Source organism: Rheinheimera faecalis (genome assembly GCF_021290965.1).
GTDB classification, from domain to species: domain Bacteria; phylum Pseudomonadota; class Gammaproteobacteria; order Enterobacterales; family Alteromonadaceae; genus Pararheinheimera; species Pararheinheimera faecalis.
Window position 1 is genome coordinate 142865 of sequence record NZ_JAJOYT010000001.1, and the last position, 23727, is coordinate 166591.

The window sequence follows — 23727 nt, forward strand, 5'->3', positions numbered from 1 at the left end:
ACCCTAAAAGTGAACTCCATGAGCATAAAAAATTTATGTGCAGTCGCTGTTGCGTTGGCGTTAAGTCCGCAATTGCAGGCTGAATTACTGATCTCTGAATACGTTGAAGGTTCGTCTAATAACAAAGCCATAGAACTGGCGAATCTGGGCAGCACTGCCGTTGATTTAAGCCAGTACAAACTGCAGATGTTTTTTAATGGCAATACCACAGCAGCCACCACTATTAATTTAACCGGTACCCTGGCCCCTGGCGCTGTTTATGTGATCGCTAATAGCAATTCTGTGGCTGCGCTAAAAGATAAAGCCCAGTTGCTCAATAGCTCGTCCTGGTATAACGGTGATGATGCGCTGGTGTTATCCAAAGGCGACCAGGTGATAGATTCCTTTGGCCAGGTTGGTGTTGATCCAGGTAGCGCATGGAATAGCGGTGGTGTTTCGACTGTCGATAAAAGCTTAAGACGCAAAGCTTCAGTCACTACAGGGGATATCACAACGACTGATGTATTTGACCCTTCATTGCAGTATGAGCAGTTTGCTCAGGATGATTTCAGTGATATCGGCAGCTATAACGGCACTGGTCCTGGCACACCGGAAGATCCTGTTTATGTGCACGGTCAATGTGGTGATGCAACCACACTGATTTCTGCCATTCAGGGCGAGACAGAGGAGTCCCCTCTGAAAGGTCAGACGGTTTCGGTAGAAGCTGTAGTGACAGCAAGTTTTCAGGATAGTACTGGCTTAAAAGGTTTCTTTATTCAGGAAGAAGCTGCGGATCAGGACTTAGACGCCCAAAGCTCTGAAGCTGTGTTTGTGTACGACAACCTGTCTGGTAAAGCCGCGTTAGTGGGTGACAAGGTTCGGGTCAGCGCTGTAGTGGAAGAGTCTTTTGGTCAGACGCAACTGGCTAAACTGGTTGACTTAACCTCTTGTGGCGCAGGTGAGAGCATTGCTGCTGTACCTGTGACTTTACCTGTGGCCAGTTTAAGTCAGTTTGAAGCGGTTGAAGGCATGAAAGTGCGCTTAACCGAACGTCTGGTGGTGACGGATAACTATGGTTTAGGCCGCTATAACGAGCTGGGTTTGTCGTCTGAGCGTTTGTATCAGCCAACTCAGGTGGCTTTGCCAGGTGATGCAGCCAAAGCTGTGATGGCAGCGAATAGCCTGAACAAGCTGGTCTTGGATGATGGCTCTAACCTGCAAAATAAAGACACTGTGTATCCGGCTCCTGGTTTATCTGCCACTAACACTGTGCGGGTTGGCGATGAAGTTTTACCTTTTGAGGCAGTGCTTGGTTACGGTTTTAGTAAATACCGTGTTCATCCATTAACTGAACCTGTGTTTGTCAGCAGCAATCCACGTACTGAACAGCCTGTGATCAGCAAAGGCGATTACCGCATCGCCAGCATCAACGTGCTGAACTATTTCAACGGTGATGGCGCAGGAAATGGTTTCCCTACCTCCCGTGGTGCTTCAACTGCTGTTGAATTTGCCAAACAACGCGACAAAATTATTGCTGCCATCTCTGCGATGAACGCTGATTTAGTGGGTTTACTGGAGATTGAAAACGACGGTTTTGCCGAGCAATCCGCTATTGCAGATTTAGTGCGTGGTTTGAATGAAAAAGCGGGTGCTGATGTTTGGGCTTTTGTCGATTTTGCGATGCCACAAGTTGGGACTGATGCTATTACGTCAGCCATGATTTATCGCAAGGACAAAGTAGTTCAGGCGGGTAGCGCTGCTGTCACTACAGCTGTGCCTTTTGATTATGGTAACAGAGCACTGATCAGCCAGAGTTTTAAACTGCCACAATCCGCTGAATTGTTGAATTTCACCGTGGCGCACTTACGATCTAAAGGCAGCTGCCCAAGTGATAAAGCGGATTTAGCGAACATTGACTCAGGCGATGGTCAGGGCTGCTGGAATGGAGTACGTCTTCAGGCCGTGCAAGCGATGCACAATTGGCTGGCCGGTTACCCAACAGGTGTAGAAACAGACAACAGCGTGATTGTAGGTGACTTTAATGCCTATATGCAGGAAGACCCAATCCGCGCTATGAATGACGCAGGTTATGTTCAGGTTAGTCAGCAGCTTTATGGCAATAAAGTCAGCTCTTACGTGTTTAATGGCGAGTCGGGCACGCTGGACCATGTATTTGCCGCAGGTGAAATTAAAAACCGTGTGGCAGAAGTGACAGAGTGGGCCATCAACGCTGATGAACCTGTGATCCTGGATTACAACGAAGAGTATAAGTCTGAGCTTGCTAAGGCAAACTTCTATGCGCCAGGCCCGTTCCGCTCTTCTGATCATGATCCTATGGTGATGTCGGTTTATTTTGCCAAACCATTAGTCGAAGACCAGTTTTTCCTGCTGGATGAGCAATCTGCAGCTGGTACTGTAGTGGGGCAAATTGTCACCAGTTCTGCTGTAGCTATAGCCGACTACCAATTATCGGGTGAGCAAGCTGACTTGTTCAGTATCAATGCCACTGGCCAGTTAGTCGTAGCCGCTGGTGCAGAGCTGGACTTTGAAAGCCGTCAGGTACTGCGTTTTGAACTGACAGTACAAACTGAAACTGGTCTGGTGTCAGAACCAGCCACAGTTGAAGTACAACTAAATAACTTGCCTGAGTTACCCGTTGTTACTTTGGAAGGTTTACCCTCAGTGATTTCTGACAGCATTCGCCCTGGTACTTTACTGGCGACAGTCAAAGCGCAAGCTACAGGCAACAACGCCAGTATCCAGAGCGTTCAACTGATCGATGGTGATAAGTACCTGACGTTCAAGAATGGTCAGTTGGCACTGAAAAAGAAACTGAATTCTAAGCATCAGCCAGAACTTAAGTTCAGCATCAAGGCGACTGACTCCTTAGGCGTCAGTACTACTGTGACTTATGTGATTGAAGTCAAAGATAGCAAAGGTAATGCAGTGGTGCAGTGGGTGATTTCTGTGATTAAAGCTGTGTTAGGTTGGTTATTTGGTTAACTTGTATTTGAGTTCGGCCAGAGAATAACGAAACAGCCACCTACAGGTGGCTGTTTTTTTGGCTGCTCATCAGGGTTATTTTGTGTTACAAGGAACCTAATAGTTTAGCCAGAGTCTGGTTGATTCAGGGCCAGGGTATTCACGCTCCAGTAAAAGGAAAATAGTCAGGTGAAACAACAGTATTGGGTAGGGCTTGTGAGTGTTGTAGTGCTTCTGGCCGGATGTTCATCCACGCCGCATCAGCGCTCTGAGGCGAAGGCAATTTTTAAAGCCTGCGTGCATCCGGATCAAAGTAAACAATTCAGCTACCGCAAAGGCCGTCCTATGCAAATAGAACAAAAGGTCATGATGCAACGTATGGCAGAAGAGCGGTCTATGCAAAGGCGAGCCCGGCCAGCCAATACCGACAGGTATGATAAAGAACCTGGCGAAGGTCCTTTATACGACGAGTTAGCCGAACTGATGGAAACAAAACAATTCTGTAAAGAAGGCTACTTTGAACTCGACAGCAGTTTTGAGCATGGTTACGAGCGCATTATTGGTGAATGTAACGACAGTGCAACAGAGCAGGAGATGAAAAAGTTACCTCTTTGTGGGCCTGCGGATAGGCTCTAGAAAGCTCTTGAATGGCTTTGGGAATGCTCCGTCTTCCCAGCCTCAAACCAAATACCATCTGCAGCTAACATTGGAAGCATAAGTATTGCTTCCATGCTTTGTTTATTGGGCTATCTTCAAGCCGTCTTCTCAAATCTTTATTTCAGCATTGTCAAAATGTGGACAACATACTACTTTGAAACAGGAACAAAAACTGATCCTGGGTGTAGACTTAAAGGCGTGCGCTTGGGGCAGGGCGTATTAACGTAGCTGTGTGGTTTGAATGCTTTGTCTTACGGTATTAAATTTAAAGCCAATGATGTATGTCAATACATATTAACGTGCGTTTGCGATTGATAACTTTCTGTAAGCGGCAAGCCCTAAAGTATTATAGGTAGTGATTGAAAACATACTTCAACATTTCATACACCACAGAAATGTACGCTAGGGGGAGTGGGCGGCGTAAAGGCATATGAATATTAACTATATTTATATCTATTTGTGATTGTTTTGCAGACTGTTTATCTCTGAATTAATTGGATTGTTGTCGATGTAATAAAATTCGAGAATATTAAAATGGAAAATTTATACATAGAACTTATTCAATGGCGCTCTGTTGAGCGGGTGATTTCTATATTGATCGGTGGGCTTTCAATAGCAGCTGGCTGGCATTTGTTCTTAAGAGGTATTGTTCAAGAACAGTCTGCAGGCATATCAACTCAAACGATTAAAGTAAGCATGCAAAAAGTTGGGCCTGGAGTTTTTTTTGCTTTATTTGGGGCGTGGGTTGTCATTAATATTTCGACTACACAAGCATCTTTAGAGGGAATCAACACATCTTTCAAATCGAACGACACTGCAACTAAGAGCTGTACCTCAAGTGTAAAACTTGCTTTCTTATCAAGTGCCCAAGAGCCTTGGCAACTTAAATTCGTTTCAGCCACTAAACAGCTTGAACTACAGCATGTTTTATTAAATGAAGCGTTGTCAAAGCTTGAAAACCCAAATATTGAGGAAATAAGGAAGCTAAAGTCAGCAATATCAGAACTCGCTATGTCTAGGAAAATTTTTTTAATGGAAGCGTTTCCCCCATTATTGCGTGAAGCTTGTAAGAATGGCGTTGAGGTACCAGAAGGGTATACGCAAGATAACTGTGAGTTATTTAAAGAATACCAAGGGGCAGTAAGTAAATAAAGTATAGAGAGAACTAGCAAATGTTTGGAAAACACAACAAACAAAGATTCGGTTTGGCTTTTACCATTATACTTATAATTTCTTATTCAACTACGGTAAATGCAGAAGCTTCCGAAGAAAACTTTAAGCTCTTACTAAATGATATTCAGAAAAATATATTTCCATTGGTTATAGCGGATCGACCTCATTCAGAACGGCTTCGAACTCAAGACGTTAAGGTAGTATTCGTAACAGACTTTTATGGGCGAAATGTAGCAGCAGCAAACTCAGATACAAAAGAAATAATAATATCAAGCGGCTTTATGTGGGGAATTTGGCTTTACTCCGAGGCAACTGTGATAGAAGGATACACAGAAAATGAGCACTTTAGAGAGTGGTATTTTCACTACCTGCTTTGGCGGCATCCAACATATTGGAACGGTGACATACCCGTTCAGCCTGCGGAGTTTTTCGGCCTAAATGAAGAGGAAACTAATAAGGCGATAAACAACTCCGCATTTCCAGTAAGCACTTTATTCACTCTCGCAATCATTGACGTGTTATTGCATGAACTCGGACACATTGCTTTAGATGCAACATATGAAGAGAGCAGTTCCAATGCCTACAAGATAGCGCAAGAAATTAGGGCTGATAATTGGGCTATAGAAGCAGGGCGGAGCCTTGACGATACCAGTGGTCTTGGAAAACTGATATCAATAGGGTACATCAATGAACTTGAACGATTTTACGGTTTTAAAAAAAATATCTATGCAACTCATCCAACAACTCAAAGTCGATTTAAATTCTATGTGGAGCAATGGTGTAGTTTGGCTAATGTATTGTCTGATAAAGTATGTTTGATATATGAAAAAGAATATGAAAGAACCTTCTCTACTGACAATCTTCTGATGAAGTACCAGGCTCGTGAACAAAAAGGAGAAGCTCATGCAGCAATTAAACTTGGAGATTTTTATATGGAAGGTCATGTAGTAGCTAAAGATATTCCCAAGGCCTGCAATTATTATAAAAAATCATATGAATTAGGGGATTTAAATGTCGGTGCGTTGAACTATGGATGGTGCTTAATAAGGGGGTACTTTGGGACAGAGAACAAAGTAAAAGGAGATGAGATACTCAGATTTTTGGAAGAAAAAGGCTGGTTATATGCTGGGCGTTTGAGGGGCGGAACATGATTTTCAATTTGATTTTTACTTACACACCCACCAATGGGGTCACGTCTTGTCCCGTGCCCCTTATTAGATCTTCATAATTTGAAACTCAAACACGTCTGTCAGATACTGATTGAATTGATCTTTGTCATTGAAGATCATAGGCTTAGTTTTCAGTAGAAAAGTAAAAATGCTGGGGGCCACTGTGCAAGACCAGACCCCGCTATTGCTTTTTGTTGAAGAAGGAAAAACACTCTAATTTAGAAACTTAGAATGGACCAACAAAAAATAACAGGCCAGAGAAAAGTAATAATGTGCCAGCACGTTTTTGCTCGCTGTTATCTGTGGATGCTTGTAATTAATTGCGTTTTATCAATAAGTTAACGCTGGTTTGTGATCTGGATAAACCAGAGAAAGCGTGCCGGCACAGTATACAACTGTTAGATTTCTAGGAGAGTGCATTGTCAGACTTTGACTCAAAAAAGATGATCGACTTCCTTTCCGAAAAGTGGAAGGGCCGCGATTGTCCAATGTGTGGGCATGGGCCTTGGAGTGTTCAGGACAAGGTATTCCAGCTCACTGAATTTCACCAAGGCGGCATGGTAATTGGGGGACCAGTTGTTCCAGTTATTCCAGTTTCATGTGGCAACTGCGGCCACACGGTCTTGGTTAATGCACTGATCTCCGGAGCGATTTCTCATGGTGAATCTGAGCAGGAGAAAAAGCCATGAGCACAAGCCTCAAGATGTCTCAAGGCTATGAAGTTCTCAAGCCAAAAAGTGACAAGGCATTCCCTATTCCATGTAACGAATGGGATGTACTGAAAGAACAACTTGAAGCCCTAACAACAGAGCCTTGGTTTTTCCACACAGTAGCCTCACTGCTATTGGGAGCCGCGCTTGCTACCCTGATCGCAATCTGGACCGGAGCAATTTCAACAACCACCGTCCCCAATGCGAACGTAGTCGCTTGGGCTGTTGTTGCGGTTTGTTCAATCACTGGTTTCGCGACACTCTACTTTGCCCACAAGGAACGGGGAGTTCATCGCGCCAAGGCCCAAACCGTATTAACCCACATGAGGTTAATTGAAGAACGGTTCGAGCGCGAAGAAATCTAACATGGCGCTCAACCTCGCTCCCTTCGGTCGCTGTGCGATAAAGCCGCGCAGCGCTGGTTAGCTCTACGTTATTGTCTGCCGCTCGCTCATGGCATGGGTTGATATACCTCATTAGCTATTAACGAGCATAAACAGAGCTTAAGTCGTAAACAGTCAGTTTCAACCATCTCTTGTAGTGTTATATTGCCAAGCCATAGAAAAACCGACACTTTTTAGCCATTCAAAGGCTTCTTGCTGGTTGGTGAATATCTTTTTTTGGTCGTTGTAGTCTGCCGAATTGATAAATTTATCCAACTGATGTTCTTTCATATTGTTTGGGTGGAATACATAAGCTGTGTACTTCAACTGATGCAACGCACACCATGTCATCAAATCTTTCATCACTTGTTCAAAATCCGGTGTGCCCAGTTGCCACTGATCTAAGTACACGATGCGAGCCCATGGTTTGCCGTCCATAGACTGTACCCGTTGTTTGAGTTGAGCCGCATAATCCAGCGCTGTTTCCATGCTCCATGCACCATGGATCTCTGCAAACAACAGTTGATTTTCCTGCCAAAGTTTAAAATGTCCGTGGTAGTTCATTCTCTGCGTTTATTCCTTGCCGAGATCCCTGTTCTGGTTTAATCACTATGGAACAGGTAATGGGATCCAACAAGGTGCCATGTTGCACCAAAGTGGCGGCTGTACAACAAACTAAGATAAGCTGCGGTTTTATCGTCTTTACGCTGAGGGTTTTATGCAACTTTCTGATGTGGTTATTCTTGCTGGTGCCCGCACTGCTATTGGTAGTTTTGGTGGTGCGCTTTCATCCTTAAGTCCTGCAGCGCTTGGCACTGCTGCGGCTAAGGCTGCTATTCACCGAAGTGGGGTGGATGCAGCACAGATTGATCATGCAGTCTTTGGTCATATTATTACCACAGGCGCTGAAGATGCGTATCTGGCTCGTCATATAGCGCTGAATTCTGGTTTAGCCGTTAGTAGCGCGGCTTTTAATGTTAATCGCTTATGTGGTTCGGCGCTGCAGGCTGTTATTTCTGCCGCTCAGTTGATCCAGTTAGGCCAAAGCCAGATCGCTTTGGCTGGAGGCGCTGAAAGTATGAGCAACGGTGCTTATTTGCTGCCTGCTGTGCGCAAAGGCTTGCGATTAGGCCATGCTACTGTCACAGATTTAACCTTAGGTATTTTGTCCGACCCTTTTGGTACTGGTCATATGGGGTTGACTGCAGAGACTATCGCTGCTCAGTATGGTTTTAGCCGCCGTGAACTGGATTGTTTTGCTGCTGAAAGTCAGCGCCGGGCTGCTTATGCACAACAACAAGGTTATTTTGACGAACAAATTACTCCGGTTTTGGTGCAATCACGCCAGTCTGAACTCTGGATCAGCAAGGATGAACACTTAAGAGCTGAAACTACAGTCGAGAGCCTAAGCACGCTAAAAGCCGCTTTTAAAAAAGACGGACTGGTCACAGCCGGTAATGCCTCGGGTTTAAATGACGGTGCAGCTGCTTTGGTATTAACTAGTCAGACTGAAGCCAATCGTCTTGGTGTAGCGCCTCAAGCCCGGATTGTAGGATACAGTTTTGCTGGTGTTGAACCATCCTTGATGGGATTGGGGCCTATACCTGCGGTACAGAAATTACTGGCACAGACGGGAATAGCGCTTGGTGATATTGATGTGATTGAATCTAATGAAGCTTTTGCATCCCAGGCAATGGCGGTCAGTCAAACCCTAGGTTTTGATAGTGCCAAGGTGAACCCAAACGGTGGCGCTATAGCCTTAGGACATCCGGTTGGCGCTACTGGTGCCATATTGGTGGTAAAAGCTCTGGCAGAGTTACAAAGAACAGCAGGGCGTTATGGCCTTATTACTATGTGTATTGGCGGCGGGCAGGGCATTGCGCTGTTGATTGAGCGTCTGTCCTGAGTTTTGTCAGAGCTTGCTAGTCCTTATTTTCCGGGCTAAAGCGGCTTCTGTAAAAAGAAAACCAGTTCGGTGTGCGGACATCAACACACCGAACCGGAGTTCCAGGGAACAGATCAGAAGTGGTAATTCAGACCCACTGCAAAACGAGTGGTTTTAATATCTTCTGTGCCAATGCCTGTCGTTTGTGCGTCGGGCGCCATATAGTCTGCACTGAAGATTAAATTCATTTGCGTGGTCAGGCTATAAGATGCCAGTAAGCCTGCTGTTAGCGCCGTGTCAGAATCTTTAGTGGCGGACAATAAACCGTCCTGGTAATCGGGAGCAAAATAGTTCATTTTTGAATCCACATGCATCAGACCAAAACGGCCACCAAAAGCCCAGCCTCCCCATAAAGTATTGGTCAGATATTGAACTGATAAACCTAAACCTTTGGTCTCAATAAAACTATGGAAGTCAAAAACCTCACCATCCCCAGTGACCAGTATGCCGGACGTCATTTGTGCTTCACCAAAATCTGTATAACTTAAATTCAGTGACCAGTTGGACGTCAGCTCGTAACCCAGAGTTAAACCAACAGAGGTATCGCTATCTGAAAAGCGGTCGCCTTTTTGCTTTGCTGAGCCAATATCAACTGTCAGATCTAAGGCATCGGCATGGGCAGCCACTAAGGGAGATAAAGTGATAAATGGTAATGCGATCAGTAAAGTACCAAGACTTTTCATAGATATCCTTATTTTGTTGTTTATCAGTGATGAACATAAGTGAGGAAAATAGTGCTTTTAATTGTGTATTTTCAAACTCATTAAAATCGCAGCAGACTTATGCCGCCTAGCCTGATGCCTTTGGTTCAAAGTTCAGGTTGCTCAGACTTTCAGCCATCTGAGCCATTGGTATTTATTCCTGCTCGGTGGTCGCTTTTTGCGGTGCTGTGGGTTCTGCAGTGAAAGACTGTTCAGACGCTTTTTTATTTTGTTGCCAATAGGCCTTTGCGGTTAATGGTGACAGGATCTGACCTGCATACCAGATGGGGATATGGGTCTGGAAATAATACTTTTCGGTTGGTTTACCCTGGCTGAAAAACCAGATGGTTTGACGTGAAGCTGCGCCGTTGACCACAATAGTACGTCCTAAAAAGTACTGGTCAGCTTGTTGGTCCGGATAACTTGCCGCAAATTCCTTTAATAGCTTGGGTGTTAATACCAAAGTAACATTCCGTCTGTCGCGATAATCGTATTCTGTATTCAGATAAACAACATCACCTATCTTTGCTGCATTTTTTATCTGCAAAGAAAAGACACCCGGAACAGATTCGGGCGCTGATTGTTCCGACATCACTATGGCATCCCAGGCCGTCAAGCCTGGTTTGGCGTATAGTGGAGCTTGTTGTACGGCGCAACCAGCCAGAGTAGCCAGCAGCAGGGGATATAACAGAACAACTTTCATTTCATTCATCCTTGTGTTGAACAGCAGACCTTCGTCGTTGAAGGCTTTGTAAATTTAAGTGTGGTTTTGTAATGTGTTTCAGCTTGAACTGACCTGACTAAGATAACAAAAAATTTACTTTTATCAATGCTTTCTGTTGATCCGTATCAGTATTGGCGTAAATAAAACCGACTAAACTACAGGCGTCATTTATCTAAAGCACAGGACTTTTATGCGTTGTCACTCAGCCGAACAAGCACTTTCACTGATCCAGAATGGCGAAACGATCTGGTGTCATTCGATGGCTGCAACCCCTTATGCCATGCTTGGCAGTCTTGCCAGAGTTGCGCTTGATAAGCAGAATTTAACTTTGCTCAGTTTACATACAGAACATAGTGAAGTGTTGTGCCAGGCGGAACTGCAAGGGCATTTACGCCAGCGGGTGTTTTTTGTTGGCAGGCCCAGCCGTCCTGCGGTCAATGCCGGATTGGCCGATTATGTGCCGGCCTTTTTATCGGAAATTCCTAAGTTATTCCGCAGCGGCGAACAAAAGCTCGATACCGCTATTATTCAGGTGTCGCCACCCGATAAACATGGTTTATGCAGCCTTGGTATTTCAGTGGAAGCGACCAGAGCTGCTTTGCAATCGGCGAAAAAAATCATAGCGCAGATCAATCCGAATATGCCCCGCACTCATGGCGATTCCTTTGTGCATCTGTCTGACTTTGCTGCTTATGTTGAACTTGAGAGTCCAATTCCTTTGCATCTGCCTGCAGCGCAGGATCCGGTCACTGCGCAAATTGGCCGTCATGTCGCAAGTTTAGTGCGGGACGGCGATTGCCTACAGATGGGCATAGGCGCTATTCCTGACGCGACTTTAGCTTGCCTTGGCGACCGACAACATTTAGGTATTCACACCGAGATGTTTTCCGATGGCGTATTGCCACTGCTGGAAAAAGGCGTGTTCACCAATCGTAATAAGAAAAAACATCCGGGCAAAATAGTGACGACCTTTGCAATGGGCAGCCAGGCGTTGTATAACTTTGTTGATGACAATCCGGAAGTGGTATTTTTGGATGTGGCTTATACCAACGACACCGCTGTGATCCGGCAAAATCCGCAGGTGATGGCGATCAATAGCGCTCTGCAGGTGGATTTATCCGGGCAGGTTTGTGCTGATTCGCTTGGTACCCGTATTTATTCAGGCGTAGGTGGTCAGATGGATTTTGTGCGTGGCGCGGCTTTATCTGAAGGCGGCCGTTCAGTGATTGCATTACCTGCCACAGCTGCTGGTGGCACAGTGTCCCGTATCAGTTCTTTATTGGCGCCTGGTGCAGGCGTGGTGACCACCCGTGCTCATGTGCATTATGTGGTGACTGAATATGGTGTGGCGAATTTGCGTGCACGTAGTTTAACCGAACGAGCCAGAGCTTTAATTGAGATAGCTGCTCCACAATTTCGCGAGCCCTTGGCAAAAGCAGCTTATGACGATTGGGGTTTGCTGGTTTAACTTTTGCTGTATCGATAAAAGAAAAGAGGCCCTGGGTGTTAGTTCAGGGCCTTTGTTTTTAGAAGCTGCAAATCAAAGTCCAACTGCTGTCTGAACCAGGTACAGATTGGGTCCACCAGTTAGCGCGATAGAGGTTGTTCTGATAAGACAGGTAGTCGCCTTCACTGGCATGGCTGGCTTGGCCACTCCAGTCTTTTTGTGGCCAGTTGGGGTAGGCAAAAATCTGAGCTTTATCTACACCACCACACCCCGGAGTTGTGGTGTCTGCAGGTTTTAAATCCAGATTAACAAAATAGGTGTTATTACTCAGATAAAAGCGGTTTTGGCTGGCATTTGGCTGCACTGTGATCTGCGCATTTTCTAACAAACCAATGCGCAGCAGGTTGCTCTGTTGGTTATTCACTTGCGTAGCTAAATCCAGTGCCCATTGTTGATTGAGTGCTGAGGCCTCTGTGATCAACAGGCTTTGCTCCAGCAGTTCCAGACCAGAGATATCAAACACTCGTAGTACCGCAGTTTCGCCTGCTGATCCAAGCTGACCTGAAGTTAAATAGCCACCTTTATCAAACCAGACAGGGTCTGGCTGTGGTTCAGTGCCGCCATCCACTAATAAAAGATCAGAACAGTTATAAAAACCTTCCCCAGCTGCGTCTTCGCGTTGCCAGCGGGTATAGAGCACGGCTTTACCCTGACGATCCGCAGGCAAGCTGATGTTCAGTAAGTAATACCCGGCTTGTGCAGTAACATCAGCTTGCTGATGAATAAGCTGTAATTTATCCCAGCTTAATGGCTCTGTGGTCGGATCAAAATCAGCATTGGATAAATACACTTGCCAGTAGCTGGGGTTATGGGGTGTGGTGGCTTTAAATTTCAGTTGCAGGCTGTTTTGCTGGCTTAAATCGACAGTGCTGTATTGCCAATGTGTTGAAGGTGTATCCATACCAGCTTTGCGGGCATCGCCACCAGCACAGAGTAAACCTGTTGTCAGCTTGGCTTTGACGGCGTTGATATCCTGATAATTGGCGACATTACTGGAAAATTCATGGTGCTGACTCAAGGGGTACTCACCGGACTGCACAAAAGCGGCACGACAAGCCAGATTGGGTATGCCTGAGCCATCTGCGGGCCACCAGTAGCCGCCATCTTCTTTGCAAATCTGCTGGCGGGCTTTGGGGTATTCCACATAACCATGGGCATGAGTCGCAAAAGAGCAAAATAGACTCAGCAGAGTGAGGCCGCTGCTAAACAAGAGTTTTGAAGTCTTCATAAGACATCTCCTTAAAAAGGCGCCGGAATAGATCCGGCGCAAACCAGGGCAGAGAACAAAGAGGTACTGCTGTTAGGATGCGGTGCAGACCAAGGTCCAGCTGCTGTCTGAACCCGGCACTGAGTTAGTCCACCAATTGGCTTTGTAAATCAGGTTCTGATAGCGGATATAGTTCCCACCTGCAGCGTGATTGCCTTGAGGCCATGCAGGGTAGGTCACTACAGTTGCAGGGACGCCAGCACAACTACCGCCACCGTCACCACCTGTACCGCCACTGATGGTGCCAGCCGGTAATTGTGGATAATCCTGTTTCAGCGCAAAGGATTCTGTACCTACAGTGACACGCCAGTTCGATGGCATAGGAATGGGTAAGTAGTAATTCAATGTGACTTCCAATGTCGCACCTGCATCTAAAGGACTGTGGCCTGGCAAAGTAAATTCCACTCTGTGGAAATCATTGTCCAGCCCGCCAATATTATTACCTGAGCTATTGGAGCCATTTTCAATCACAGTGGTGCCTAAACCACTTTGGTCTGTGACGTTATTGCCCGTTGCAGTAGGCACATCAAAGCTGATTTTTGTGCCACCAGGTAAGGTTTGGCCGCTGTTATTGACCAAGGTCAGTTTAGGATTAAGCGGGTAGTTTGAATCACCTAATTTAAAGCCGCCAAGGCTGACTTTCAGATCCAGACTGCTGGCTGGTAAAGACCGTGGATCTCGCTGATTGCCATACAAGGATGCGGTTTTAAATTTGTTGTAGAAGATACTGGTTAAGTCATCACCAAAACCATATTCGCCTGTGCTGCTGTTGTAGCTGTAATCACCGGCCAACTCCCAGAACATTACGCCGCCTATGCCTCGTTCGATAATGTAATCGGCTTTGGCGGCAATACTGGTTTCATCTTCAATCGACAGGAAGACTTTTTTGGTATTGTTCCACAGCCACGGCGCGACCAGCGTGCTGTCGTAGTGGTGCTGATAGGTGCCAATCAGTTGATCCGCTGGTTGGTTGACCGGATCCAGACCATAAATAGCGGCATAGCTACCTAAGATGCCAGCCTGCAGGTTTTTGGTATGCCAGAGTGGATTGGAGCCAGCTGGCATTTCATCGCCATCTTTGCCCAAATCATGCCAGAGGTTGTCTATGCCGACAGCGCCACTGCCACATTGGTTTTGCGCCGAGCCACCAGTACCCGCGGGACATTGATTCTGGTTTGGTAAGGGGGCTTTACCCCATAAACCGTTGGTTCCGCCTGTCACATTATTCCAGCCGCGGCTGTAATAAGGCACGCCAATATTGATCCGACCCGCTTGCATAGCACCACGGAAATAATGGTAAGCCCAGTCGGTATTTAAGTAGCCAATGTTCTGGTACTGCGCTGAGTTGTAGTAGTTCCAGGTCGCCAGCTCGTTGTCTTGTCCATCGTCAAACAGAGCCGCATTAGGGCCAACATACTGGTTCCAGGCACCATGCAGGTCGTAACTCATGATATTGACGTAATCCAGATACTGAGTGACAGGAAAGGCTTCCATACCACGCAGCAGATAACCGGATGAAGGCGAGGCTATGGTCAGTAAATAGTGTTTACCGTCCGCCACTGCTGCAGCATCCAGCTTTTCTCTTAAGGTTTTCATTAGCACCGCATAGGAGGCCATTAAGCCAGCGCGGCGGGCGTTGGATAAAACAAAATCATCCGGGTTGCCCGAGTCTTTCATGGTGGAAGGGTATTCGTAATCGATATCTGCGCCATCAAAACCATAAGTTCGCAGGAAGCTGACCACTGAGTCGGCAAAGGTATTGATACCGCTGTAATTAATGCTGTTATCGCTATTGGTGGTCATGCTGTAAAAACCACCGCTGGCAACACGTTCACCTGCATCATTAAAGAAACCACCCGTTTCTGCCCAACCGCCAATGGAGATCAGGGTTTTGACATGGGGATACTGTTTTTTGTATTTATTCAGCAGGTTAAAGTGGCCTTTGTAATTAAACTCCGGATCCATTTCGGCACCTGTCACAGCAGGCCATTCCATCCCAGTGGCCGGATTGCCGGCACTTTGTGTATTGCCTATCCCAATCTGATTACTGGCATTTACATGGGCAAAGGCATAGTTAATATGGCTGATTTTACTCCATGGAATATTGGGCACTAAATAGGTCGGCTGGCCATTAGCACCATTACGCCAACTGGTGAAATAACCAATGATGCGGCGTTTATGATCGGCCCCCATCAGCTCGCGACCATTGCTGTCGTACACTGTGCAATAAGGCACATCCAGATTTGGCGTGGCATACAAACCATCAGGACGACAAGCAGCGTGGCCACTTTGTTCATCTGTCACATTAACTAAAGCTGATACCTGGCTGGTCGCACCCAGATTATCAGTGGCTATGACTTTCAGTTGCTGTTGGCCTGCAACAGCTGTCCAACTGGTGGCAAAAGGGGCGGCTGTCTGCTCTGCCAATAAAGTGCTGCCAAGATAAAACTGCACTTTAGCGATACTGCCATCGCTGTCACTGGCTGAGGCACTGATTAAAATAGTTTCGCCTGTTCTGTATTGGCTGTTATTGGCAGGAGAGGACAGACTCACCACCGGAGCCTGATTACCAGGTGAAGCTGTCACACTAAAGGCGACAACGCTGCTTTGGCTGCTGGCATTTTGATTATCAAAAGCCACAGCATACAGCTGATGATTACCTGCTACTGCAGTCCATGGCGACTGATAAGGGCTGCTGGTATCAGAACTTAACAGCTGATTATTCAGATAAAAATCGACTTTAGTGATACTGCCGTCTGAGTCTGTGGCATTGGCGGCGAAGCTGACTGCTGTACCAGTGCTAAAGCTGGCACTCGCAGCAGGGCTGGTGATGGTTGCACTGGGTAATTGATTTTGGGTAACGCCATCGCAGTTGCCGAGTAAAGTCCACTCCTGATAAGGATTTGAATACAAAGCCGGGTCGCGGTTTTGGTTCCACCAGTTGGCTTTGTAAGCCTTGTTTTGTTGCTTGACCTGAGCGTTGGCGACATAGGTGCCGCCAGCATCCCAAGCGGCGAGCGGAGCGCAGTCTATGGCCAGACTACTGAAACTGCTCAGGCTCAGCAGGCCGGACAGATATAGTTTTTGTACTTGTTGCATAATGATTCTCTTATTTTTGGTCCTGAAGAATGCAGTGAAAAGCAGCGGCTCCTGACTTTTAAAGGGCAGGGCCGCTGCTGACAGACAGTTATTGCGCCGGATGGCCCAAACCTTCATGCATGGCATTGAGGATATGGCCGTTGTCCGCATCCAGTTCCCAGGCGAAAATGCCACCTAAGTTGTACTGCAGCACATAGTTGCCTTTGGCCTGCACAGAACGTTTGGTATCGAAGCTGATTAAGGTGCCTATTGCTGAATTCCAGACATAGCTGGCTTTGGCTGTGTCATCCCATAACAAGCTGTAGCCATTGGTTCCTGTGCCATTGACACCACCCATATAGTTGGTTTCGATTTTTTTGTAATCTTCAATACCAGCTTCCCAACTGCCGTTGATGCCTGCACCGCCGGTGCCGGTGAAAGGGTTGTTGTTAGTTACATTGCTGACATTTTTCCAGCCTCTGCCATACATAGCAGCGCCTATACTGATTTTGCCTGCAGGCACCTGACGGGCCAGTAAGTGCTGCACTGCTTCATGGGTACTAAAGCCTGTCATAGGTGAATTTGGATTAGGATACAACGTGGCTTGGTGGCCTAAAGTACCGTTCCAGGCACCGTAGTAGTCGTACGTCATCAGGTTGATGTAGTCCATGTAAGGATGAGCGGCTTCCCAGTCGACCAGTTGCAGTTTTTGTACACCACCACTCATGGCTGCGGTCAGCTGGTAGGTGCGGCCTGTTTCCACACTTAACGCATCCATTGCCAGACGTAAATCACGCATCAGGAGCGCAAAACCTGCACCGTCCTGAGCTGAACCAAGCGTAGGGTGAGCGCCACCACCGCCCGGGAATTCCCAGTCGATATCAACGCCGTCAAAGAAGTCGTAGGTTTTAATCATATTGACAATAGAGGCCACAAAAGTAGCGCGGGCCTGCGGATTTACCCCTATGGTGTACAGCGGATCAGACAAGGTCCAGCCGCCTACTGAAGGTAAGATTTTCAGATTAGGATGCGTTTTTTTCAGCCGGTACAGTTCGGCAAAAATGCCCCGTACTGGCTGATCCCAGGTATCACCCGGATAGGATTTTTCCAAAGCTGCAAATTTGTCATGCACTACTACTGTGTAGTCAGGTTTGCCAGCACATTGCGCCATTAATGCGGCGTAACCTTGTGGATTGGCATCATTGAGCGAACTATTTGGGCCACAGACCGGAATAAATCCATAAAACAGGTGGGTCAGGTTTTTTGCTGGTATATCAGCGACATGGTAGTTGCGGCCATAAATACCCCATTCGACAAAATAACCACCAACCATTTTGCCTGTGCTATTGGTGTGTGCGATGTTGTTTTGTTTCAGGGGTTGAGGGTAGTTACTGGCATTGATATCTGTCCAGGGATCAAAACCATCGTCACCCCCTCCGGTATCACCACCGCCTGTGTCGCCACCTCCGGCGCCTGTCACTGTGATCACTCGTTTATCGCTGGCGGTACAGGTTTTTTCGGCACCTTGTTGATTACAGAGTTGCACGACAAATTCATAACTGCCCGCGCTGGTGACCACTGAACTTGTACTGCCACTTTGTGCATTCTGGCCATTTGGCGTTAGGGTGGAGTTGTAAACTACGGTTCCATTGCGGGTTAGGCTCCACTCGTTGCCGTTGGTACCCCACCACATATCCCATTGCACTGGGATGCTAAACTGGCCATTGACCAGACTGACATTGCTTTCCTGCCATGCGATCTGAGGCTTGCCAGGAGCTGCCGGGGCTGCACTTAGATGCATTGAGCATAACAGGCTGGTCAGAGCCACTACAAAAGCAGGATGGCGTAATTTGGTTTGCAAAGCGCTGCGGCGCGATGGTCGATCGGCCTGAGTGATGAATGTTGTCAACATGAAATCTCCGGTTCTGTGTTGTAAGCAATACCCTGTTGTTTTGCTAAAAAACACCGACTACGGACCATCCTGTTCCCAGTGCGTTATCAGCGCCTATAACAGTTGATTTAAATGACATCGCTGTCAATTTATGATCTTTACAAAATAATGATATATTTATGATGGTTTTATTAAGTTATTAATAATCAAATATTTGATGTCATTTTTTAATTTCAAAAAAAGATGATTTTTATGACAGCGCTGGTCATTTTTGTGCCTTTGTAAGGTGTTTTGTCTTCAGGTTAAGCTTCAAATAGACGAAGGTGATGTGGATATTGACGGCGTTAACAGCTTTGAATCCAGGTAAAAACATCAGTTTTTGGCCTACAGACCAAGCCCGAACTGAAGTATCATCACCACAGTGTTAATCCACTACTTGTCTGTAAAAGTAGTGCGGATAGCAGAACAACTATAAAAATATCAAGTGAACCAACCCAGAGAGGACTTCGGATGAACTACAACAAAATAATGCTGGCGTTAAGCCTTGGCGGCGCTTTGGCTTTAACGGCCTGTAAGCCTGCGCCTGAGCAAAAGACAGAACAACAAATTGCAGCCCCAGTTGCAGAACAGGCAGCAGCGTCTGCATTAGTGGCAGGTTTTGAAAAACGCCTGGATATCTACCGCACTGTAGATTTAACCGCAGATTTATCCGCTGTATCAGCCCAACATAAACAAATGCTGGTCAAGCTGATTGAAGCAGCAGAAATCATGGATCAGTTATTCTGGAAACAAGCCTTTTCAGAGGATAAACACAGCTTTTTAGGCAAAATAACGGACGCTAAAACCAAAGCTTTTGCCGATGTAAACTATGGCCCATGGGACAGATTGCAAGGCGATGAGGTGTTTTTAACTGGTTATGCAGCCAAGCCTCTGGGCGCTCAGTTTTACCCAGCTGATATGAGCAAAGAAGAGTTTGAAAAAGCCGACTTTGCCGATAAAGACGGCCTTTATTCGATAGTGCAGCGCGACAAAGACGGCAAGTTAGTGGCCGTGCCTTATTCACAAGTCTACAAAACTGAACTGACAGCAGCAGCTGAGTTGTTAAAACAAGCGGCGGCTTTATCGGAAGATAAAGACTTTGCGAACTACCTGACGATGCGCGCTGAAGCCTTTTTAAACGACAACTATCAGCCGTCAGATTTTGCCTGGATGGCGATGAAAACCAATCCTATAGATCTGGTGATTGGTCCTATCGAAACCTATGAAGATCAATTATTTGGTTACCGCGCCGCTTTTGAAGCTTATGTACTGGTGAAAGATTTAGCCTGGAGTGAGCGGTTGGCCAAATACGCTGCCACTTTGCCTGCGCTGCAAAAAGGCCTACCGGTGCCAGAGCAATACAAAACTGAAAGCCCGGGTTCGGATGCGGACTTAAACGCTTATGATGTGATTTATTACGCTGGTCATTCCAACTCAGGTGGTAAAACTATCGCCATTAACCTGCCAAACGATGAGCAGGTTCAATTGGAAAAAGGCACCCGCCGTTTGCAGTTAAAAAATGCGATGCAGGCCAAGTTTGAACATATTATGTCGCCTATCGCGGACTTACTGATCGCGCCTTCGCAGCGCCAGCATGTCACTTTTGATGCCTTTTTTAACAACGTAATGTTCCACGAAGTGGCGCATGGTTTAGGTATTAAAAACACTATCAATAACAAAGGCACAGTGCGTCAGAGCTTAAAAGAGCTGTCGGGTGGGCTGGAAGAAGGTAAAGCCGATATTTTAGGTTTGTATATGATTTCTCAGTTGTCGGAGCAGGGGTTATTGCCTGATGCCAAAATGGAAGATTTTTATACCACCTTTATGGCCGGTATTTTCCGCTCAGTACGTTTTGGCGCGTCCAGCGCACATGGTAAAGCCAATATGGTCTGTTTTAACTATTTTGCCGAGCAGGGCGCTTTTGTCCGTAATGACGATGGTACCTATCAGGTCGATTACGTCAAAATGAAAGAAGCCATGACCTCGTTATCGCAACTGATCCTGACGTTACAAGGTGACGGTAACTACGAAGGTGTGGCGTCATTGATGGCGGATAAAGGCGTGATCAAAGCTCAGCTGGCTGATGATTTGGCTCGTTTAACCAGCGCTAATATCCCGGTGGATATTATCTTTAATCAGGGCAAAGCTGTGTTGGGTTTGTAAGTGATGGGGTCAGAGCTTTGGCTCTGACCCCTTAGTGCTTTTTGCAACGAACAGCATCAAAACTGCTGAATTTTTTTAAATTTAAGAGTTAATTTCCATAAACAATAATTCTCTAATTAGCCATCTATCCTGCTGAGTTACCCTTTTATCCCGTTTTCCCGATTCCAGTTTGGCCTGAGCTTTGTGTTGCGTTACCCTTTAAAAGCGTTTTATGCCCAAAGTAATGTTTGTTTAAAGCAAACAATAACGGCTTGGTCAACTCGGCTGTTTCTGTACCTGGGTGTTTCTTCTCACCACTTACCAAAGGTTATTCAATGGTTAAGCCCACACTTCTGGCTCTGTCTATTGCAGCGGCCTGTCCTTCTATTGTGTATGCAATGGATAGTTTAAATACTGCAGAGCAGCAGGACTTAGCGACACAGCTACAACAACTTAAACTTCAGGTTGAGGCTTTGGAAAGCCGTTTAGCAGAGCAGGCTAAACAAAAACCTGAAGCGGAAATTCAGCAAAATACCATAGCAGCTGCATCTGAAAAACCGGCAGCTGAAACACCGACAAATGGTATCGAAGTCGGTGGTGCTGTACGGACAAACTTTAGCTACACCTCCTATGATGAAGGCAATAAAAACCGCGGTGGTGATTTTGACTTCGACCTGCTGCGCTTGGATTTCCGCGGCACTGTAGGGGATGTCAGCTTAAATGCAGAAATCCGGTTTTTTGATTACATGACGGCAGTAAAAAAAGCTTATGTGGCTTATCAGCTAGACGAGCTGTGGCAAGCCCAGTTAGGTATTACACAGGTGCCTTTTGGTAACTGGCCTTACAATTCAAATAACTACTTTTTCAGCAGTAATTATTACCTGGGTTTAGAAGACGACCACGATTTGGGCCTGCTGTTTAAAAGGCAGATTTCTGATCAGTGGCAATTAGATATAGGATTTTTCAAAAACGATGAACTCGGTGGCATAGATGGTTATGTCTCAGATAAAACCGACCGCTATTCCTACGATATAGTCGGCGCTCGCAGCGCTACTGAAGATATTTACGGCGAACCCACTCAAGCGCTGGCCGAAACCAATACCTTGGTCAGTCGTTTTGGCTATCACCTGACACAAGGCCAGTTAAATACCGAACTTGGTTTTTCCGTGTTGTCCGGCAAGCTGCACGATGGTGTGCGTAATGCCGGTGATTACCAGGCCTATGCTTTACATCTGAACAGCCGTTATCAGCGCTGGCAGCTGCAGCTGCAACATAGTCAATATCAGTATGATCTGGACGGTATAGAGCGTATCGCTGTCGGGGCTTATGGTTTTTATGACTCGATAGCTGCAGAAGCAAAATCAGCCACAGCCAACCTGGCCTATGATGTACCAGTGCAGTGGGGCCCTGTCACTGATTTGCAGTTTTATAACAACTACAGTCTGGTGTATGACAAATCGGATCAAAGCCGCACCACTTTGATGAATGTCACAGGCTTTTCTATTGCTGCAGGTTCACTTTTTACTTACGTGGACTATGTGCATGCCCGCAACCAACCTTTTGTCGGTGGCAGTATGGCCGGCGACAGTGTGGAGGAGGAACAACGCTTTAATATCAATATTGGCTATTACTTTTAGCCGGTCTTTTTTCCCGACATTTTTAACCGCATTAGCGCAAACTAAAATTACAGCAGGTACAGAATGAACGAACAAAAAGATCCAATGATCCCAGATGGCAAAGTCAATGCCATCGACACCGACTACCAGGTTGGGCAGGACAATATACTGGTGAAACTTGGCCCTTTTGGTCTGGATATTCATAACAGAGTATTTTTGATTTCAGGCTTGAGTATTGTGGCTTTTGTCATTATTACTTTGTTATTTCAGAGCCAGACAGCACCTGTGTTTTCTACCATGCGTGGCTGGCTGACCAGCAATCTGGACTGGTTTTTTATCAGTGTCGCCAATATCTTTGTGCTGCTTTGTCTGGCGCTTATTGTATCGCCTTTGGGCAAAGTACGACTGGGCGGCACTGAAGCAAAACCCGACTACAGCTACGTAGGCTGGTTTTCGATGTTATTTGCCGCCGGTATGGGCATAGGGCTGATGTTTTATGGCGTGTCAGAACCTTTATCCCATTTCAGCAGTGCCTTAAGCGGACCAGTGCTGGAAAACGGCAGTCGCACCGATTGGGCGCCGCTTGCTGGTGCTGCAGGCGATCCTGTCGAAGCTGCACGTTTGGGCATGGCTGCTACTATTTACCACTGGGCGCTGCATCCCTGGGCTATTTACGCCATTTTAGCGTTAGGCCTCGCGCTGTTTTCCTTTAACAAAGGTTTGCCACTGACCATCAGGTCAGTGTTTTATCCCTTGTTAGGGGAGCGTGTATGGGGCTGGCCGGGCCATTGCATTGATATTCTTGCGGTATTTGCCACTTTATTTGGTCTGGCTACGTCGCTTGGGCTGGGTTCTGCTCAGGCTGCGGCCGGTTTGCATCTGCTGTTTGGTGTGCCTGAAGGTCAGACTACCCAAATAGTATTGGTGGTAGTGATTACGCTGATTGCATTAGTTTCAGTAGTTGCAGGTTTGGATGCAGGCGTAAAACGTTTATCTGAAATCAATATGGCACTTGCAGCATTGCTGCTGTTGTCGGTGATTGTGTTAGGGCCAACGTTAGTGATCTTAAGTGGTGTGCTGGATAACCTGGGCGCTTATCTGCAGTATTTACCTGCTCTTGCCAACCCGGTCGGGCGCGAGGACAGCAATTTTCTGCAAGGCTGGACGGCCTTTTATTGGGCCTGGTGGATCAGCTGGTCGCCTTTTGTTGGCATGTTTATCGCCCGTGTATCCAGAGGTCGTACAGTGCGCGAGTTTTTAATTTCGGTGCTGCTGGTGCCTTCTTTAGCTTGTGTACTCTGGATGACTGTTTTTGGTTCTACGGCTATCCATCAATTGGTGCAAGACGGTTATCAGGCCGCAGCGTCGGCTGAATTGCCACTGCAATTGTTTCAGATGCTGCAGGCGTTGCCGCTGGCTAATATCACCTCCTTTGTTGCCATAGTGTTGGTGGTGGTGTTTTTTGTCACGTCCTCTGATTCTGGCTCACTGGTGATAGATACCATAGCGGCAGGAGGTAAAGTCGATGTACCTGTAGCACAGCGGGTGTTCTGGTGTACTTTCGAAGGACTGGTCGCCATAGCACTAGTATTGGGTGGTGGCTTAGTCGCATTACAAGCCATGGCTGTATCGACTGGCTTTCCTTTTGCCTTGGTATTGCTGGCTTCGTGTGTCTCTGTCGTTATCGGGCTTCGATCAGAGCCTCGAGGTTAACAACTAAATAAGGGGAGGGCTTAGCCTCCCCATTTAAGTTTTAAGGCAAGC

General features: G+C 46.5%; 17 protein-coding genes. 11 read left to right on the forward strand and 6 right to left on the reverse strand.

Annotated features, from left to right (window positions below):
• Positions 1-18 precede the first annotated feature (18 nt).
• From LSG34_RS00650 to LSG34_RS00675, 6 genes are all read left to right on the forward strand, one after another.
• Positions 19-2982 carry an ExeM/NucH family extracellular endonuclease gene (locus tag LSG34_RS00650; RefSeq protein ID WP_233006896.1) on the forward strand — a complete coding sequence of 988 codons (2964 nt, stop codon included), beginning with the start codon at positions 19-21 and terminating at the stop codon, positions 2980-2982.
• Positions 2983-3150: 168 nt separating this feature from the next.
• Positions 3151-3597, forward strand: coding sequence for a hypothetical protein (locus LSG34_RS00655; RefSeq protein WP_233006897.1), 447 nt, complete (start codon positions 3151-3153; stop codon positions 3595-3597).
• Between the two features lie 555 nt (positions 3598-4152).
• Positions 4153-4770 (forward strand): hypothetical protein, encoded by a 618-nt coding sequence (locus LSG34_RS00660; RefSeq protein WP_233006898.1) that lies wholly within the window; start codon positions 4153-4155, stop codon positions 4768-4770.
• A gap of 53 nt (positions 4771-4823) precedes the next feature.
• A complete protein-coding gene (locus LSG34_RS00665; RefSeq protein WP_233006899.1) occupies positions 4824-5942 on the forward strand; it encodes a hypothetical protein in 1119 nt (372 codons plus the stop codon).
• A 437-nt stretch (positions 5943-6379) separates the two neighbouring features.
• Positions 6380-6649, forward strand: a complete 270-nt coding sequence (locus tag LSG34_RS00670; protein WP_233006900.1) for a hypothetical protein — start codon at positions 6380-6382, stop codon at positions 6647-6649.
• The gene (locus LSG34_RS00675; protein ID WP_233006901.1) at positions 6646-7035 is read left to right on the forward strand and encodes a hypothetical protein; all 390 of its coding nucleotides are present in this window, start codon (positions 6646-6648) and stop codon (positions 7033-7035) included. Before LSG34_RS00670 ends, LSG34_RS00675 begins: the two co-directional genes overlap by 4 nt.
• A gap of 159 nt (positions 7036-7194) precedes the next feature.
• Here the strand turns inward: LSG34_RS00675 and LSG34_RS00680 are convergent, their stop codons facing one another.
• Positions 7195-7617, reverse strand: a complete 423-nt coding sequence (locus LSG34_RS00680) for a hypothetical protein (RefSeq protein ID WP_233006902.1) — start codon at positions 7615-7617, stop codon at positions 7195-7197.
• A 154-nt stretch (positions 7618-7771) separates the two neighbouring features.
• On the opposite strand from LSG34_RS00680, the gene bktB reads away from it, so the two are divergent.
• Positions 7772-8959, forward strand: coding sequence for a beta-ketothiolase BktB (gene bktB, locus LSG34_RS00685; protein WP_233006903.1), 1188 nt, complete (start codon positions 7772-7774; stop codon positions 8957-8959).
• A 113-nt stretch (positions 8960-9072) separates the two neighbouring features.
• Here bktB and LSG34_RS00690 read toward each other — a convergent pair whose 3' ends face one another.
• Both LSG34_RS00690 and LSG34_RS00695 read right to left on the reverse strand, forming a co-directional pair.
• Positions 9073-9681: an outer membrane beta-barrel protein gene (locus tag LSG34_RS00690; RefSeq protein WP_233006904.1), complete on the reverse strand. Its 609-nt coding sequence runs from the start codon at positions 9679-9681 to the stop codon at positions 9073-9075.
• Positions 9682-9853: 172 nt separating this feature from the next.
• On the reverse strand, positions 9854-10402 hold the full coding sequence (locus LSG34_RS00695; RefSeq protein WP_233006905.1) for a hypothetical protein: 549 nt from the start codon (positions 10400-10402) through the stop codon (positions 9854-9856).
• A gap of 211 nt (positions 10403-10613) precedes the next feature.
• Between LSG34_RS00695 and LSG34_RS00700 the strand changes: the two genes are divergently transcribed.
• The gene (locus tag LSG34_RS00700; RefSeq protein WP_233006906.1) at positions 10614-11891 is read left to right on the forward strand and encodes an acetyl-CoA hydrolase/transferase family protein; all 1278 of its coding nucleotides are present in this window, start codon (positions 10614-10616) and stop codon (positions 11889-11891) included.
• 58 nt (positions 11892-11949) lie between these two features.
• Here LSG34_RS00700 and LSG34_RS00705 read toward each other — a convergent pair whose 3' ends face one another.
• The 3 genes from LSG34_RS00705 to LSG34_RS00715 all read right to left on the reverse strand — a co-directional run bounded on the left by LSG34_RS00705 (position 11950) and on the right by LSG34_RS00715 (position 18187).
• Positions 11950-13158: a lytic polysaccharide monooxygenase gene (locus LSG34_RS00705; protein ID WP_233006907.1), complete on the reverse strand. Its 1209-nt coding sequence runs from the start codon at positions 13156-13158 to the stop codon at positions 11950-11952.
• 72 nt (positions 13159-13230) lie between these two features.
• Positions 13231-16296 (reverse strand): chitinase C-terminal domain-containing protein, encoded by a 3066-nt coding sequence (locus LSG34_RS00710; RefSeq protein ID WP_233006908.1) that lies wholly within the window; start codon positions 16294-16296, stop codon positions 13231-13233.
• An 88-nt stretch (positions 16297-16384) separates the two neighbouring features.
• Complete coding sequence (locus LSG34_RS00715) at positions 16385-18187, reverse strand: glycosyl hydrolase family 18 protein (RefSeq protein ID WP_233006909.1); 1803 nt, start codon at positions 18185-18187, stop codon at positions 16385-16387.
• Between the two features lie 489 nt (positions 18188-18676).
• Here LSG34_RS00715 and LSG34_RS00720 point away from each other — a divergent pair, with 489 nt between their 5' ends.
• The 3 genes from LSG34_RS00720 (at position 18677) to LSG34_RS00730 (ending at position 23676) form a co-directional block, all read left to right on the forward strand.
• A complete protein-coding gene (locus LSG34_RS00720) occupies positions 18677-20368 on the forward strand; it encodes a dipeptidyl-peptidase 3 family protein (RefSeq protein ID WP_233006910.1) in 1692 nt (563 codons plus the stop codon).
• A 314-nt stretch (positions 20369-20682) separates the two neighbouring features.
• A complete protein-coding gene (locus tag LSG34_RS00725) occupies positions 20683-21984 on the forward strand; it encodes an OprO/OprP family phosphate-selective porin (RefSeq protein WP_233006911.1) in 1302 nt (433 codons plus the stop codon).
• Between the two features lie 63 nt (positions 21985-22047).
• Positions 22048-23676 carry a BCCT family transporter gene (locus LSG34_RS00730; protein WP_233006912.1) on the forward strand — a complete coding sequence of 543 codons (1629 nt, stop codon included), beginning with the start codon at positions 22048-22050 and terminating at the stop codon, positions 23674-23676.
• The last annotated feature ends 51 nt before the right edge of the window (positions 23677-23727 follow it).

What these genes read in the sequence shown, in the direction of transcription:
- LSG34_RS00725 (WP_233006911.1), top strand. Translation starts at nt 20,683, where the DNA reads ATGGTTAAGCCCACACTTCTGGCTCTGTCTATTGCAGCGGCCTGTCCT.
- LSG34_RS00660 (WP_233006898.1), top strand. Translation starts at nt 4,153, where the DNA reads ATGGAAAATTTATACATAGAACTTATTCAATGGCGCTCTGTTGAGCGG.
- LSG34_RS00705 (WP_233006907.1), bottom strand. Translation starts at nt 13,158, where the DNA reads ATGAAGACTTCAAAACTCTTGTTTAGCAGCGGCCTCACTCTGCTGAGT.
- LSG34_RS00700 (WP_233006906.1), top strand. Translation starts at nt 10,614, where the DNA reads ATGCGTTGTCACTCAGCCGAACAAGCACTTTCACTGATCCAGAATGGC.
- LSG34_RS00710 (WP_233006908.1), bottom strand. Translation starts at nt 16,296, where the DNA reads ATGCAACAAGTACAAAAACTATATCTGTCCGGCCTGCTGAGCCTGAGC.
- bktB (WP_233006903.1), top strand. Translation starts at nt 7,772, where the DNA reads ATGCAACTTTCTGATGTGGTTATTCTTGCTGGTGCCCGCACTGCTATT.
- LSG34_RS00650 (WP_233006896.1), top strand. Translation starts at nt 19, where the DNA reads ATGAGCATAAAAAATTTATGTGCAGTCGCTGTTGCGTTGGCGTTAAGT.
- LSG34_RS00680 (WP_233006902.1), bottom strand. Translation starts at nt 7,617, where the DNA reads ATGAACTACCACGGACATTTTAAACTTTGGCAGGAAAATCAACTGTTG.
- LSG34_RS00730 (WP_233006912.1), top strand. Translation starts at nt 22,048, where the DNA reads ATGAACGAACAAAAAGATCCAATGATCCCAGATGGCAAAGTCAATGCC.
- LSG34_RS00715 (WP_233006909.1), bottom strand. Translation starts at nt 18,187, where the DNA reads ATGTTGACAACATTCATCACTCAGGCCGATCGACCATCGCGCCGCAGC.
- LSG34_RS00690 (WP_233006904.1), bottom strand. Translation starts at nt 9,681, where the DNA reads ATGAAAAGTCTTGGTACTTTACTGATCGCATTACCATTTATCACTTTA.
- LSG34_RS00720 (WP_233006910.1), top strand. Translation starts at nt 18,677, where the DNA reads ATGAACTACAACAAAATAATGCTGGCGTTAAGCCTTGGCGGCGCTTTG.
- LSG34_RS00675 (WP_233006901.1), top strand. Translation starts at nt 6,646, where the DNA reads ATGAGCACAAGCCTCAAGATGTCTCAAGGCTATGAAGTTCTCAAGCCA.
- LSG34_RS00695 (WP_233006905.1), bottom strand. Translation starts at nt 10,402, where the DNA reads ATGAAAGTTGTTCTGTTATATCCCCTGCTGCTGGCTACTCTGGCTGGT.